The organism is Streptomyces sp. NPDC006393 (genome assembly GCF_040628575.1).
In the GTDB taxonomy this organism is placed as follows: Bacteria; Actinomycetota; Actinomycetes; order Streptomycetales; family Streptomycetaceae; genus Streptomyces.
In genome coordinates, this window is record NZ_JBEXZD010000094.1 from 20,305 (window position 1) to 34,057 (window position 13,753).

Annotated in this window: 12 protein-coding genes and 1 pseudogene; 7 read left to right on the forward strand and 6 right to left on the reverse strand. The window is 73.7% G+C overall.

Features of this window, described 5'->3' with window-relative positions; all coding sequences use genetic code 11:
- Positions 1–109 precede the first annotated feature (109 nt).
- Positions 110–5,083, reverse strand: coding sequence for an ATP-dependent helicase (locus ABZ484_RS29470; protein WP_358868965.1), 4,974 nt, complete (start codon positions 5,081–5,083; stop codon positions 110–112).
- A 154-nt stretch (positions 5,084–5,237) separates the two neighbouring features.
- Here ABZ484_RS29470 and ABZ484_RS29475 point away from each other — a divergent pair, with 154 nt between their 5' ends.
- The 5 genes from ABZ484_RS29475 to ABZ484_RS29495 all read left to right on the forward strand — a co-directional run bounded on the left by ABZ484_RS29475 (position 5,238) and on the right by ABZ484_RS29495 (position 8,863).
- Positions 5,238–6,221, forward strand: coding sequence for an AraC family transcriptional regulator (locus ABZ484_RS29475; protein WP_358868966.1), 984 nt, complete (start codon positions 5,238–5,240; stop codon positions 6,219–6,221).
- A complete protein-coding gene (locus ABZ484_RS29480; RefSeq protein WP_358868967.1) occupies positions 6,107–6,871 on the forward strand; it encodes an AzlC family ABC transporter permease in 765 nt (254 codons plus the stop codon). The genes ABZ484_RS29475 and ABZ484_RS29480 overlap by 115 nt, the downstream gene beginning before the upstream one ends.
- Entirely contained in the window at positions 6,868–7,176 is a 309-nt protein-coding gene (locus ABZ484_RS29485) for an AzlD domain-containing protein (RefSeq protein WP_358868968.1), read from the forward strand. Before ABZ484_RS29480 ends, ABZ484_RS29485 begins: the two co-directional genes overlap by 4 nt.
- Before the next feature lie 97 nt (positions 7,177–7,273).
- Positions 7,274–7,468 (forward strand): DUF3046 domain-containing protein, encoded by a 195-nt coding sequence (locus ABZ484_RS29490; protein ID WP_358868969.1) that lies wholly within the window; start codon positions 7,274–7,276, stop codon positions 7,466–7,468.
- A gap of 60 nt (positions 7,469–7,528) precedes the next feature.
- Positions 7,529–8,863 carry an AI-2E family transporter gene (locus tag ABZ484_RS29495; protein WP_358868970.1) on the forward strand — a complete coding sequence of 445 codons (1,335 nt, stop codon included), beginning with the start codon at positions 7,529–7,531 and terminating at the stop codon, positions 8,861–8,863.
- Between the two features lie 61 nt (positions 8,864–8,924).
- Here the strand turns inward: ABZ484_RS29495 and ABZ484_RS29500 are convergent, their stop codons facing one another.
- Positions 8,925–9,713, reverse strand: a complete 789-nt coding sequence (locus ABZ484_RS29500) for a hypothetical protein (protein ID WP_358868971.1) — start codon at positions 9,711–9,713, stop codon at positions 8,925–8,927.
- A gap of 312 nt (positions 9,714–10,025) precedes the next feature.
- Between ABZ484_RS29500 and recA the strand changes: the two genes are divergently transcribed.
- Complete coding sequence (gene recA / locus ABZ484_RS29505) at positions 10,026–11,153, forward strand: recombinase RecA (protein WP_030178234.1); 1,128 nt, start codon at positions 10,026–10,028, stop codon at positions 11,151–11,153.
- A 3-nt stretch (positions 11,154–11,156) separates the two neighbouring features.
- A complete protein-coding gene (recX, locus tag ABZ484_RS29510) occupies positions 11,157–11,975 on the forward strand; it encodes a recombination regulator RecX (RefSeq protein ID WP_358868972.1) in 819 nt (272 codons plus the stop codon).
- Between the two features lie 8 nt (positions 11,976–11,983).
- Here recX and ABZ484_RS29515 read toward each other — a convergent pair whose 3' ends face one another.
- The 4 genes and pseudogenes from ABZ484_RS29515 to ABZ484_RS29530 form a co-directional block, all read right to left on the reverse strand.
- Positions 11,984–12,418 carry a rhodanese-like domain-containing protein gene (locus ABZ484_RS29515; protein ID WP_358868973.1) on the reverse strand — a complete coding sequence of 145 codons (435 nt, stop codon included), beginning with the start codon at positions 12,416–12,418 and terminating at the stop codon, positions 11,984–11,986.
- Complete coding sequence (locus tag ABZ484_RS29520) at positions 12,415–13,002, reverse strand: cysteine dioxygenase (RefSeq protein ID WP_358868974.1); 588 nt, start codon at positions 13,000–13,002, stop codon at positions 12,415–12,417. Before ABZ484_RS29520 ends, ABZ484_RS29515 begins: the two co-directional genes overlap by 4 nt.
- A 107-nt stretch (positions 13,003–13,109) precedes the next feature.
- Positions 13,110–13,220, reverse strand: a complete 111-nt coding sequence (locus ABZ484_RS29525) for a putative leader peptide (RefSeq protein WP_358868975.1) — start codon at positions 13,218–13,220, stop codon at positions 13,110–13,112.
- Between the two features lie 74 nt (positions 13,221–13,294).
- Positions 13,295–13,753, reverse strand: a pseudogene (locus ABZ484_RS29530) (monooxygenase); the annotation flags it as partial.

Consider the following 13,753-nt stretch of genomic DNA (forward strand, 5'->3'; position numbering starts at 1 on the left):
GACATGTTCCCGCGCACGTCCGCTCCGGTCATGTTCCCGCGCACGTCCGCTCCGGTCATGTTCTCGTGCACGTCCGCTCCGGTCATGGTCCCCTGCGCGTCCGCTCCGGTCATGCGCGCAGGCGCAGCCCGCGCGGGGTCGCGATGAAGCCCGCTCCCTCCAGGAGGCTGCCGATGGGCGCGGTCAGGGCCGAGGCGCCGTTGACGCGCTCCACCGTGACCGTGCCCAGGGAGCCCGCGCGGGCGGCCGCGGCCAGTGCCTCGGCGGCCGCTGCCAGGCGCGGGTCGTCGCCGGCCGCGGCCTCCGGGTCGGCGGGCCAGGCCAGCAGGGTCTTGCCGCCGCGCTCCATGTACAGGGTCAGCTCGCCGTCCACGAGCACCACCAGGGAGCCGGCCTTGCGCCCCGGTTTGTGCCCGGCGCCGGTCGGCGGCTCCGGCCAGGGCAGGGCGGCGCCGTACGCGTTCGCGGGGTCGGCGGCGGCCAGGACGACCGCCCGGGAGTCCGCGGAGCCGCCACGGCCACGCCGGGCACCGGGACCGGAGCCCCCGTACGGGAGGGCCTGACCGCCGCCCCGTGGTCCGCCGTAGCCCGGTGACGGGAAGTCCCTGGGCGAGACGTACTCGTCCGGCGAGGAGCGGCCGGTGGCCCGCCAGTCGGCGTCACCGCCGAAGCCGGCGGCGCCGGGACCGACCGCGTCGAAGCCCACGGACGGGTCGAAGGGGAGGGCCGAGTCGAGGCCGCCGGGCGGTCCGGAGGCGTTCGGCGTCCGGAAGCCGTCGGGCGAGCCGAAGCCGTCCGGGCCCGCGCCGCCCGCGAAAGCCGGGCCGGGCAGGCCCTCGCCCCGCTCCCGTGCGTTGGCCACCGCGCGGAGACGGTCGACCGCGCCGTCCATGGCGAACTGTGCCGCGCCCAGGCCCTCCACCACATAGCCCCGTCGGGCCTGGCCGCTCTCCTCGAAGACGGACAGGACCCGGTACACGGCCGAGAAGCCGCCCTCGACGCCCTCCGCGGACACCGCTCCCCGGGTGACCACACCATGCCGGTCGAGGAGCGTGCGGGCGAGCGCGTGGGCGCGCACGGTGGTGTCGGTGTCGCGGGCGGGCAGCAGGGACCAGCGTCCGGCGACGGTCGGCGGGCCGCCGCGCGAGGCGGGACGGGCGGCGGCCGTCAACGAGCCGTAGCGCCCGCGCGGAACGGCGCGCTTGGCCCGGTGGGCGGTGGAGCCCGCGGTGCGGCCCGAGCCCAGCAGGGAACGCATCGGCGCCAGCGTGTCGTTGGTGAGCCGTCCCGACCAGGCCAGGTCCCAGAGGGCGTCGGCCAGTTGGGGATCCGTGGCCTCGGGGTGCGTGGTCGCGCGGACCTGGTCGGCGATCTGACGGAAGAACAGGCCATAGCCGCCGGAGAGGGCGTCCAGGACCGACTGGTGCAGCGCCGTCAGCTCCAGCGGATGCGGGGGCGGCAGGAGGAGCGGGGCCGCGTCCGCGAGATACAGGGAGACCCAGCCGTCCTTGCCGGGCAGTGCTCCGGCGCCCGCCCACACCACCTCACCGGCCGCGGTGAGTTCGTCGAGCATCGACGGGGTGTAGTCCGCCACCCGTGAGGGCAGGACCAGCTTCTCCAGCGCCGAGGCCGGCACGGAGGCGCCCTGCAACTGCTCGATGGCGCGCACCAGTCCGTCGACGCCTCGCAGACCGTGTCCCCTGCCCATGTGCTGCCACTGGGGCAGGAACTGGGCGAGCGCGGCCGGCGGCACCGGCTCCAGTTCGTGCCGCAGCGCGGCCAGCGAGCGGCGGCGCAGCCGGCGCAGCACCGCCGCGTCGCACCACTCCTGGCCGATGCCCGCCGGGTGGAACTCGCCCTGGACGACGCGGCCGCTCGCGCCCAGCCGCTGCAGCGCGCCCTCCGTGACCGCCACGCCCAGGCCGAAACGGGCCGCCGCCGTGGTCGAGGTGAACGGGCCGTGGGTGCGGGCATAGCGCGCGAGGAGGTCGCCCAGCGGGTCCTTCACCGGCTCGGTGAAGGCCTCCGGCACCCCCACCGGCAGCGCGGTGCCGAGCGCGTCGCGCAGCCGGCCCGCGTCCTCGACCGCGGCCCAGTGGTCGGCCCCGCCGATCCGGACCCGGATGGCCCGGCGGGCACCGGCCAGTTCCTGCGCCCAGCCCGGCTCCGCGCCCCGCTCCGCCAGCTCCTCGTCGGTGAGCGGGCCGAGCAGCCGCAGCACGTCCGCGACGCCCTCGACGTCCTTGACCCGGCGGTCCTGGGTCAGCCACTGCAGCTCCCGCTCCAGCTCGACCAGCACCTCGGCGTCCAGCAGTTCGCGCAGCTCCGCCTGGCCCAGCAGCTCGGCCAGCAGCCGCGAGTCCAGGGACAGGGCGGCGGCGCGGCGCTCGGCGAGCGGCGAGTCGCCCTCGTACAGGAACTGGGCGACGTACCCGAAGAGCAGCGAGCGCGCGAACGGTGAGGGCTCGGGCGTGGTGACCTCGACCAGGCGGACCTTGCGGGACTCGACGTCCCCCATCAGCTCCACCAGGCCGGGGACGTCGAAGACGTCCTGGAGGCACTCGCGGACCGCCTCCAGGACGATCGGGAAGGAACCGAACTCGCTCGCCACCTGGAGCAGTTGGGCCGCGCGCTGGCGCTGCTGCCACAGCGGGGTGCGCTTGCCGGGGTTGCGGCGCGGCAGCAGCAGCGCGCGGGCGGCGCACTCGCGGAAGCGGGAGGCGAACAGGGCCGAGCCGCCGACCTGGTCGGTGACGATCTGGTCGACCTCGCCCTTGTCGAACGCGACGTCCGCCGCGCCCACGGGCGCCTGCTCGGTGTCGTACTCCAGGCCGGCCTTCATGGGCTCCTGGTCGAGGAGGTCCAGGCCCATCAGGTCGGCGTCGGGAAGGCGCAGCACGATGCCGTCGTCGGCGTGCATGACCTGCGCGTCCATGCCGTACCGCTCGGACAGGCGGGCACCGAGGGCCAGCGCCCACGGGGCGTGCACCTGGGCGCCGAACGGCGAGTGCACCACCACCCGCCAGTCGCCCAGCTCGTCACGGAAGCGCTCCACGACGATCGTGCGGTCGTCGGGGACATGGCCGCACGCCTCGCGCTGCTCCTTCAGATAGGCGAGGACGTTGTCCGCGGCCCAGGCGTCGAGGCCGGCGGCGAGCAGCCTGAGCCGGGCGTCCTCGTCCGGCAGGGAGCCGACCTCGCGCAGGAACGCGCCCACCGCCCGGCCCAGTTCCAGCGGGCGGCCCAGCTGGTCGCCCTTCCAGAACGGCAGCCGGCCGGGCACGCCGGGCGCGGGGGAGACCAGGACCCGGTCGCGGGTGATGTCCTCGATGCGCCACGAGCTGGTGCCGAGCGTGAAGACGTCGCCGACCCGGGACTCGTAGACCATCTCCTCGTCCAGCTCGCCCACCCGGCCGCCGCCCTTCTTGGGGTCGGAGCCGGCGAGGAACACGCCGAACAGTCCGCGGTCGGGGATCGTGCCCCCGGAGGTGACGGCGAGGCGCTGCGCGCCGGGGCGGCCGGTGACCGTGCCCGCCACCCGGTCCCACACCACGCGCGGCCGCAGCTCCGCGAACGCGTCGGACGGGTACCTGCCGGCGAGCATGTCGAGAACGGCGGTGAACGCCGACTCCGGCAGGGAGGCGAACGGCGCGGCCCGGCGGACCAGGGTCAGCAGGTCGTCGACCTGCCAGCTGTCCAGCGCCGTCATGGCGACCAGCTGCTGGGCGAGGACGTCCAGGGGGTTGGCGGGCACCCGGAGGGACTCGATGGCACCGGAGCGCATCCGTTCGGTGACCACCGCGGCCTGGACCAGGTCGCCGCGGTACTTCGGGAAGACCACGCCGGTGGAGACCGCACCGACCTGGTGTCCCGCGCGGCCGACGCGCTGCAGACCGGAGGCGACGGACGGCGGGGACTCCACCTGCACGACGAGGTCCACGGCGCCCATGTCGATGCCCAGCTCCAGGCTGGAGGTGGCCACCACCGCGGGGAGACGGCCCGCCTTGAGGTCCTCCTCGACGAGCGCCCGCTGCTCCTTGGAGACCGAACCGTGGTGGGCGCGGGCGATGACCGCGGGTGCGCCGTGCGCCGCGCCGGAGCCGCCCATCAGCTCCGCCGGGGAGTGGTGCTCGTCCAGGGACTGCCCGGTCGTGCGCTCGTAGGCGATCTCGTTGAGCCGGTTGCACAGGCGCTCGGCGAGCCGGCGGGAGTTGGCGAACACGATCGTCGAGCGGTGGGCCTGGACCAGGTCCGCGATCCGCTCCTCGACATGCGGCCAGATCGAGGGCCGCTCCGCGCCGTCGCCTCCGTCGGCGGCCGGGGAGCCGCCGAGCTCGCCCATGTCCTCGATCGGGACGACGACCGACAGGTCGAACTCCTTGCCGGACTCCGGCTGGACGATCTCCACCTTGCGGCGCGGTGACAGATAGCGGGCGATCTCGTCGACCGGGCGGACGGTCGCGGACAGTCCGATGCGACGGGCCGGCTTCGGCAGCAGCTCGTCGAGCCGCTCCAGGGACAGGGCGAGGTGGGCGCCGCGCTTGGTGCCGGCGACCGCGTGCACCTCGTCGAGGATCACCGTCTCGACACCCGTCAGCGCGTCGCGCGTGGCCGACGTCAGCATCAGGAACAGCGACTCGGGCGTGGTGATCAGGATGTCCGGCGGGCGGGTGGACAGCGCGCGGCGCTCGGCGGCCGGGGTGTCGCCGGAGCGGATGCCGACCCTCACCTCCGGCTCGGGCAGGCCCAGGCGGACGGACTCCTGCCGGATGCCGGTGAGCGGGCTGCGCAGGTTGCGTTCCACGTCGACGGCGAGGGCCTTCAGCGGGGACACGTACAGCACCCGGCAGCGCTTCCTCGGGTCGGCCGGGGGCGGGGTGGAGGCCAGCTGGTCCAGGGCGGCGAGGAAGGCGGCCAGGGTCTTGCCGGAGCCGGTCGGGGCGACCACCAGCACGTCGGAGCCCGCGCCGATGGCCTGCCACGCGCCCGCCTGGGCCGCGGTGGGCGCGGAGAAGGCCCCCGTGAACCAGCCGCGGGTCGCGGGGGAGAAGCCGTCGAGGGCCCGGTGTGCATCGCTGACCATGCGTCCATCGTGCACCCAGCGACTGACAATGGGGTCTGACCTGGGACTTTGTCTGCTGCGAGGGTCGAATCGGCTCGTGTGTCCGGCCGGTCGGCCGGGCCTCGGCACCGGCGTCCGGGAAAGATCCACCCCGGGCTTCGCGGAGAATGAGCGTATGGCGTCGGGATCGGGCGAGGAGCGGGCACGGCACTGGCGGTACGAGGAGCTGCCCGGTGTCGATCTGCTGCGGGCCCGGTATGTCCGCAAGGAGTTCGTGCGGCACACCCACGAGCACTTCGTGATCGCCGCCATCGCCGAGGGCGTGGAGGTCTTCCACCACCGGGGAGCCGACCAGTACGCGGGGCCCGGGGCCCTCGCCCTGGTCAATCCCGACACCCCGCACACGGGACGGGCGGGGGTCCCCGAAGGGTGGCGGTACGGGGCGGTGTACCCGGCACCCGACCTGGTGGCCGAGATCGCCGCGGAGACCACGGGGATCCGCGGCACACCGGGGTTCGTGAGGCCGGTGCTCGAGGACCCGTACGCCGTCGGACTGGTCCACCAGGTGCTGCGCGCCGCCGACGAGGGGAACGCGCTGGCCGCCGACACCCTGCTGCGGGTCGCCGTGACACGGCTGCTGCGGCTGAACGGCGGGATGCTCCCGCAGCGGCTGGTGCGCACGGCGGGCGCCCGGATCGCGGCACGCGCGCGTGCCGTGCTGGAGGAGCGCATGGCCGAGCCGCCGACCCTGGAAAGGCTCGCGGCCGACCTCGGGACGAGCCCGTTCGCCCTGCTGCGGGCCTTCCGGCAGGCCTACGGCATGCCACCGCACACCTGGCTGACCGACGCCCGGGTGCGGCGGGCCAGGCAGCTGCTGGACGAGGGCACCGCACCGGCCCGGGCCGCCGCGGACGTGGGGTTCACCGACCAGTCGCACCTCAGCCGCCACTTCTCCCGGATCGTGGGCGTGCCCCCGGGTGCCTACCAGCGCGAGCGCAAGAACGTACAAGACGCGCGGCCCCGGCTGCTCCTACCGTCCGGGGTGTGGAAGAAGAGACAGCTCTCGCAGACATACGCGCCGGCGGCGCGGGAGAGGACGACGGCGGAAAACCGGACGCCGACGTCGTCCGGGACGCCCTCGGGGTCGGAGTCGCCGTAGGACTGTCCGGGTTCGCCTTCGGGGTGACCTCGGCGGGCAGCGGACTGACACTGCTCCAGACCTGTGCGCTCAGCCTGCTGGTGTTCACCGGGGCCTCGCAGTTCGCCCTCGTCGGGGCACTCGCGGCCGGGGGCAACCCCTTCACGGCGGCCGCCGGGGCCTTCTTCCTGGGCGTGCGCAACGCGTTCTACGGACTGCGCCTGTCCCAGCTGCTGGCCCTCCCGCGCGGGCTGCGGCCGCTGGCCGCGCAGTGGGTCATCGACGAGACCACCGCGGTGACCCTCGCCCAGCCCACGCGCCGCAGCGCGCGGATCGGCTTCACCGTCACCGGGGCCACCCTGTACGTCCTGTGGAACCTCACCACGGTGCTCGGCGCGCTGGGCGCCAAGGCCATCGGGGACACCGGCGCCTGGGGCCTGGACGCGGCCGGTCCCGCCGTGTTCCTCGCGCTGCTCGCCCCCATGCTGAAGACCGCCACCGAGCGGGCCGTCGCCGGTCTCGCCGTGCTCCTCGGGCTCGGTCTGCTGCCCGTGCTCCCCGCCGGGGTGCCGGTCCTGGTGGCCGCACTCGCCGCGCCGGCCCTCCTCTACCTGGAGGGACGCCGCAGGGACGGCGCCCGTGCCGGCGTGCGAGAGGAGGACGAGCGGTGAACACCTGGATCGCGGTCGCCGCGACCGCCCTCGGCTGCTACGCCGTCAAGCTGGCCGGGCTGCTCGTTCCGGCGGGTGCCCTGGAACGGCCGCTGGTCAAGCGGCTCGCCGCACTGCTTCCCGTCGCGCTGCTCGCCGCCCTCACCGCCCAGCAGACGTTCGCCGACGGGCACGCGCTCGTCCTGGACGCGCGGGCGGCCGGGCTCGCGGCCGCCGCCGTGGCACTGGTCCTGCGGGCGCCCTTCCTGCTCGTCGTCGCGGCGGCCGTGCTGGTGACGGCCGGGGTACGGGCCATGGGCGGGTGAGACACGGGCCACTGCCGGTCGTGCCGTTCACGGCGTGCCCGCGGTCGGCGGACGGGCCCGGCTCGGGGTCACCTCCAGGGGCGGGATACTGGGGGGCATGCGGTTGACGGTCTTCTGGGAACGGATGGCGGAGCACTTCGGTGCCGGATACGCCGACACCTTCGCACGCGACCACGTGATGTCGGAGCTCGGCGGGCGCACGGTGCACGAGGCGCTGGCGGCCGGCTGGGAGGCCAAGGACGTGTGGCGGGTGGTCTGTCAGGTCATGAACGTTCCGCGGGAGAGGCGCTGACCGTGTCCCTCGGTCGCGGGAGTGTGCCGGACTGTCGGTGGCGTGCGGGAGACTTGCACCGTGGCACCCACTGACGAGTCCGGGCAGACGGCCCAGCACGCACCCCCGACCGGTACGACGCCTCCTTCCCGGCCCCAGGCCGGTGGCGCCGCCGGGCCGGGCGCCCGCATGCCGCGCTGGCTGCCGCGCGCGATGGTGCTCGCGCTGGCGCTGATCGCCGCGTTCCAGCTCGGCAGCTGGGCCTTCCACCAGGTCACCGCCCTGCTGATCAACATCCTCATCGCGTTCTTCCTGGCCCTGGCCATCGAGCCCGCGGTGAGCCGCATGGCCTCCCGCGGCATGCGGCGGGGCCTCGCGACCTTCCTGGTCTTCCTCGGCCTGGCCATCGCCACGGCGGGCTTCGTCACCCTGCTCGGCTCCATGCTCGCCGGGCAGATCATCAAGATGGTCGAGGGCTTCCCGGACTACCTCGACTCCGTCATCAACTGGGTCAACGCCACGTTCCACACCGACCTCAGACGGGTGGACGTCCAGGAGGGCCTGCTCCACTCCGACTGGCTGCGCAAGTACGCGCAGAACAGCGCGGCGGGCGTGCTCGACGTGTCCGCGCAGGTGCTCGGCGGCCTGTTCCGCCTGCTGACGATCGCGCTGTTCTCGTTCTACTTCGCCGCCGACGGGCCACGGCTGCGCCGCACCATATGCTCCGTGCTGCCGCCCGCCCGCCAGGCCGAGGTGCTGCGCGCCTGGGAGATCGCCGTCGACAAGACCGGCGGCTACCTGTACTCGCGCGGTCTGATGGCGCTCATCTCGGGCATCGCCCACTACATCCTGCTGGAGGCCCTGGGCGTGCCGTACGCGCCCGTGCTCGGCGTCTGGGTGGGGCTGGTCTCGCAGTTCATCCCCACCATCGGCACCTATCTCGCGGGCGCCCTGCCGATGCTGATCGCCTTCACGGTCGACCCGTGGTACGCGCTGTGGGTGCTGGGTTTCGTGGTGGTCTACCAGCAGTTCGAGAACTACGTGCTGCAGCCCAAGCTGACCTCGAAGACCGTAGACATCCACCCCGCGGTCGCCTTCGGTTCGGTGATCGCCGGCACCGCGCTGCTCGGCGCCGTCGGCGCGCTGATCGCGATTCCCGCGGTCGCCACGCTCCAGGCGTTCCTCGGGGCGTACGTGAAGCGGTACGCGGTCACGGACGATCCCCGCGTCCACGGCCACCGCGGCCGGGTCACGGCACCGGGCCTGCTCACCCGCGCGCGACGGCTGTGGACCCGGCCGGCGGAGGCGGAGGAAGCCGGGACGGCGGACTCCACGGCCACGGCCGCGGCCGTGTCCGGGCCGGGGGACGCGTCGCGGGGGCCGGTGGTGGCGGGGGAGAGCCCCTCGGGGGAGTGACCGGGGCCGTGGGCTTCCTGCCGGTGGGCTTCATGGGGCTCACGAGTTCCGGCGGCGTTCACTAGGTGAGGGCTGCCCGGATCCCGGCGCCGACGACGGCGGCGGCGTAGGCGGCGACCGTGGCGGTGACGATCCGCCGGCGGGCCGGCTCGCCGAGGGAGGTACGGGACAGCAGCCAGGCCAGTGCGGGCAGGACCAGCACCGCGTGCAGGCTCACCCCGTGCAGCGGCTTGAGCGGGGCCGTCGAGTGGTACGCCGCCTGCTGGTGACCGGTCCGGGTCAGCACCACGCCTCGCGCGATCATGGCGGCGCCCGAGGCCAGGGCGATCAGGAGGATCGCGAACCCCGAGCGCAGCGCGAGCGCCATCCCGGCGGGCCCCGTCGGCCGCCGCCGGAAGGACACGACCGCGAACGTGGTCAGAAGCACGACGAGGATCCCGCCGCCCACCGCGAGCGTCATCGACACCGCCGTGTCGAAGGGCGTCTCCATGTTCAGGTGCGAGGGCACCCGGCGCCACGCCTGGAGTGTGATGCCCCCGACCTCGACGACGCAGTCGGCGGCGAAGACGACGAGCAGCGCCGTGCGGAGCCGCTCCCCGACGCGCAGATACGACGTGACCCAGGTGAGCGCGATCAGCGTCACCCCGAAGGACAGCCCGAAGGTGAAGGGCTTGCGCCAGGAGACGGGCCCGTCCCACGGCCCGCCGTCGACCGCGAACACGACCAGGTGCGCCAGGCCGGACAGCACGAGGAGCAGACCGGTGGCGTGGCACAGCCGCTCGGCGGGGCGCAGCGCGCGGGCGTGGGCGGACAGGGCTGACGGGCGCCGCGGGAAAGTGGAGACTGCCATGGCGCAAGCCTCGCGAAGGCGCTGTGGACCGTCGTCGTCCGGTCGAAGGCATCCGGTCTACCGCGCACGGAGTAGGCGGGCGGGCGGCGGGCGGCCGGGTCGCGCCGAGGGTGCGGGCGAGCTTGACACGAAAATCGAACATCCATTCTTATGGATGCTCCGGCGCCGCTGACGGAGGGGATTTCACCCCGTTATGGGGTAGAAGGTCCTCTGGTTATCCACAGGCCGGACGTGCGTCGAGGCGCATTGTCAGTGGCAGGCGTTAGCGTCTTTGACGTGAAGCGATCGACTCAAGCAAACCGGGTGGAACCCATGGCAGGAACCGACCGCGAGAAGGCGCTCGACGCCGCGCTCGCACAGATTGAACGGCAATTCGGCAAGGGCGCGGTCATGCGCATGGGCGAGCGGTCGAAGGAGCCCATCGAGGTCATCCCGACCGGGTCGACCGCGCTCGACGTGGCCCTCGGCGTCGGCGGTCTGCCGCGCGGCCGTGTCGTGGAGATCTACGGCCCGGAGTCCTCCGGCAAGACGACCCTGACCCTGCACGCCGTGGCGAACGCGCAGAAGGCCGGCGGCCAGGTCGCCTTCGTGGACGCCGAGCACGCCCTCGACCCCGAGTACGCGCGCAAGCTCGGTGTCGACATCGACAACCTGATCCTCTCCCAGCCGGACAACGGCGAGCAGGCGCTGGAGATCGTGGACATGCTGGTCCGCTCCGGGGCGCTGGACCTCATCGTCATCGACTCGGTGGCCGCGCTCGTCCCGCGCGCGGAGATCGAGGGCGAGATGGGCGACTCGCACGTGGGTCTGCAGGCCCGCCTGATGAGCCAGGCCCTGCGTAAGATCACCAGCGCGCTCAACCAGTCGAAGACCACCGCGATCTTCATCAACCAGCTGCGCGAGAAGATCGGTGTGATGTTCGGCTCCCCGGAGACCACGACCGGTGGCCGGGCGCTGAAGTTCTACGCCTCCGTGCGCATCGACATCCGCCGTATCGAGACCCTGAAGGACGGCACCGAGGCGGTCGGCAACCGCACCCGCTGCAAGGTCGTCAAGAACAAGGTCGCTCCGCCCTTCAAGCAGGCCGAGTTCGACATCCTCTACGGCCAGGGCATCAGCCGCGAGGGCGGCCTGATCGACATGGGCGTGGAGCACGGCTTCGTCCGCAAGGCCGGCGCCTGGTACACCTACGAGGGCGACCAGCTCGGCCAGGGCAAGGAGAACGCGCGCAACTTCCTCAAGGACAACCCCGACCTGGCCAACGAGATCGAGAAGAAGATCAAGGAGAAGCTGGGCGTCGGCGTGCGGCCGGAGGAGCCGACCGCAGAGCCGGGCGCGGACGCGGCGGTGTCCGCCGCCCCGGGCGACGCGGCCAAGACGGTGCCCGCCCCCGCGGCCGCCAAGGCCACCAAGGCCAAGGCCGCCGCGGCCAAGAGCTGACCCGTGACACGACGAACCGACTGGGCCGAGTACGAGCACGAGTACGGACACACCGCTTCCGGTGCCCCACGGGGGAGGGGCACCGGGAACCGGCCCGGTACGGGCGCCGACGGTGCCGGCGCGGACGGGGACGGCGACGCGTGCCGGCCGCACGGCGCCGCGACAGGCTCACGTGCGGGTGGTGGCTCACGCCAGGACGGCTCGCGTGACGGCGGGCCGCGCGGTGGGCGCGGGCGTCGCCGGCGGGGCTTCGGCGAGGCGGCGGCCGTGGCGGACGGGGACACCTCTTCCTTGTCGAGGGCTGAGCAGGGGGAGTCTCCGGGGGACCCGGTGGAGCGGGCGCGAGCGATCTGTCTGCGCCTGCTCACCGGGACCCCACGCACCCGCAAGCAGCTCGCGGACGCCCTGCGCAAGCGGGAGATCCCGGACGAGGCGGCGGAGGAGGTGCTGTCCCGGTTCGAGGAGGTCGGGCTGATCGACGACAGCGCGTTCGCGGACGCGTGGGTGGAGTCCCGGCACCACGGGCGCGGACTGGCCCGCCGGGCGCTCGCCCAGGAACTGCGCACCAAGGGCGTCGACGCGACACTGATCGACGAGGCCGTCGGCCGGCTCGACGGCGAGCAGGAGGAGGCCACCGCCCGCGAGCTCGTCGCCCGCAAGCTGCGCTCCACCCGGGGCCTGGACCGCGACAAGCGGCTGCGCCGCCTGGCCGGCATGCTCGCCCGCAAGGGCTACTCCCAGGGGCTGGCCCTGCGGGTGGTCCGTCAGGCGCTGGAGGAAGAGGGCGAGGACACGGAGTTCCTCGCCGACGAGGAGTACTGAGACAGCGGCTACGGCGCCCACGCCGTCACCGGGAGCCCGGCCGTCCGCCAGGCCTGGAAGCCGCCGACCAGATCGGTCGCCCGGTACAGGCCGAGCTGGTGCAGGGACGCGGCCGCCAGACTCGACGCGTAGCCCTCGTTGCAGACGACCACGACGTGCAGATCGTGACCGGTGGCCTCGGGAAGGCGGTGGCTGCCCCGGGGATCGAGTCGCCACTCGAGTTCGTTGCGCTCGACGACGAGGGCGCCGGGGATCAGTCCGTCCCGCTCGCGCAGCGCGGCGTAGCGGATGTCCACCAGCAGGGTCTCGCCGGCCCGGGCAGCGGCGTACGCCTCCCGCGGCTCGATGCGCTGGTAGCCCCGGCGCACCCGCTCCAGCAACTCGTCGATCCCGACCGGCTGTTCGCCCGTGCCGCTCACTGCCGGTCCTCCGGTTGCGCTCACTGCCAGTCCTCCGGGCGCTCGATCTGCTCCAGGCGCAGCGTCTGGCCGGAGCGGCTGTAGCGGCGGATCCGCGGCAGCGGTGGGTAGTAGGCGTGCACGGAGATCGCGTGCCGTTCGATGGACGCGTTGAGCACCTCGTGGACGTGGTGGCGGCCGAAGGAGCGGCCCCTTCCTGCCGGGAGCCGTCGCTCTCGGTCCACGTCGTCGGTGAGTTCCAGGGTCTTCCAGCCGTCGGTGGGCAGCCGGGCGGCGAGGGAGTTCTCCGTCAGTTCACCGGCGGCGGTGACGAAGGCACCGACCGAGTCGGCGTGGTCGTGCCAGCCGGTGCCGGTGCCGGGTGGCCACCCGATCAGCCAGGCCTCGCTGCCCGCGGGCCCCTCCAGCCGCACCCAGGTGCGGCCCTCGGGGTCGAGCGGCAGTGAGGCGATCAGCTCCGCGTCGGCGGCCACCCGCCGCGCGAAGTCGAAGAGCTCCGCCTGGGTGGGCTGCCGGGCGGCGGAAGCAGCCGGAGCAGCCGTGGATGTCGTGGTGGTGGCGGAAGCGGGTGCGGAAGCGGATGCGGTTGTGGGGGAGAAGACAGACACGTACACCGTCCTGAAGAGCGTTCGCGGGAGGCGCGCGACGGCACGGAGGCGCAGAGCAGCGCGGGAGGCACGTGAGCGGCGCGCGCGGAAAAAGAGGGGATGCGAGTTCAGCAGAACGCGTGACAGACGCAGCCCGCATAGCGGACGAGGTCCATATGGACCCTCCGCCACAGGCGCACATCGGTGTCGGTCACGATCCGGAGTACACCACGGCGCACCGAAACCGGTCAACTCACCGTAATCCATGTGGACAGCACGGTGACGGTGAGTACGGCCGGCGCGCGCCTGAACGTCAGCGTGCCCCCGCCTCCGCCCGCCTCTCCGTGTGTGCCGGTCCGCCGAGCGCCGCCTCCGCCGCCGCGTACAGATCGGCGGGGCGCACTCCGCCGAGCGCGGTGACCAGGTGCCCGTCGGGACGTACCAGGAGCACGGTGTGGGGGGCCGCCCCCGGATAACTCTCGGCGACCAGCAGCTCGGCGCGATGCGGCAGAGCCGTCACCGCGGCCGCCAGCCGGGGCATGATCCCGGCGCCCACCCAGTGCCGGCGCTCCCACACCCCCGTGCCCGGCGCCACCAGCACGACCAGCAGCGCCCCGCGGCCCAGCCGTTCCCGCAGCGGTACGAACGAGCCGTCCTCCGCCGTCACCACCACATCGGCGACCGGCGCACCGACCGGCGTGTCCACCGGCACCTCGGCCTCGCAGCCAGGGGGCGCCAGCGGCGAGTCGGCGTACGCCCCCGGCTCGCCCAG

Coding starts and splice junctions, on each gene's coding strand:
- ABZ484_RS29475 (WP_358868966.1), top strand. CDS start 5,238: ATGGCGTCGGGATCGGGCGAGGAGCGGGCACGGCACTGGCGGTACGAG.
- recA (WP_030178234.1), top strand. CDS start 10,026: ATGGCAGGAACCGACCGCGAGAAGGCGCTCGACGCCGCGCTCGCACAG.
- ABZ484_RS29470 (WP_358868965.1), bottom strand. CDS start 5,083: ATGGTCAGCGATGCACACCGGGCCCTCGACGGCTTCTCCCCCGCGACC.
- ABZ484_RS29500 (WP_358868971.1), bottom strand. CDS start 9,713: ATGGCAGTCTCCACTTTCCCGCGGCGCCCGTCAGCCCTGTCCGCCCAC.
- ABZ484_RS29490 (WP_358868969.1), top strand. CDS start 7,274: ATGCGGTTGACGGTCTTCTGGGAACGGATGGCGGAGCACTTCGGTGCC.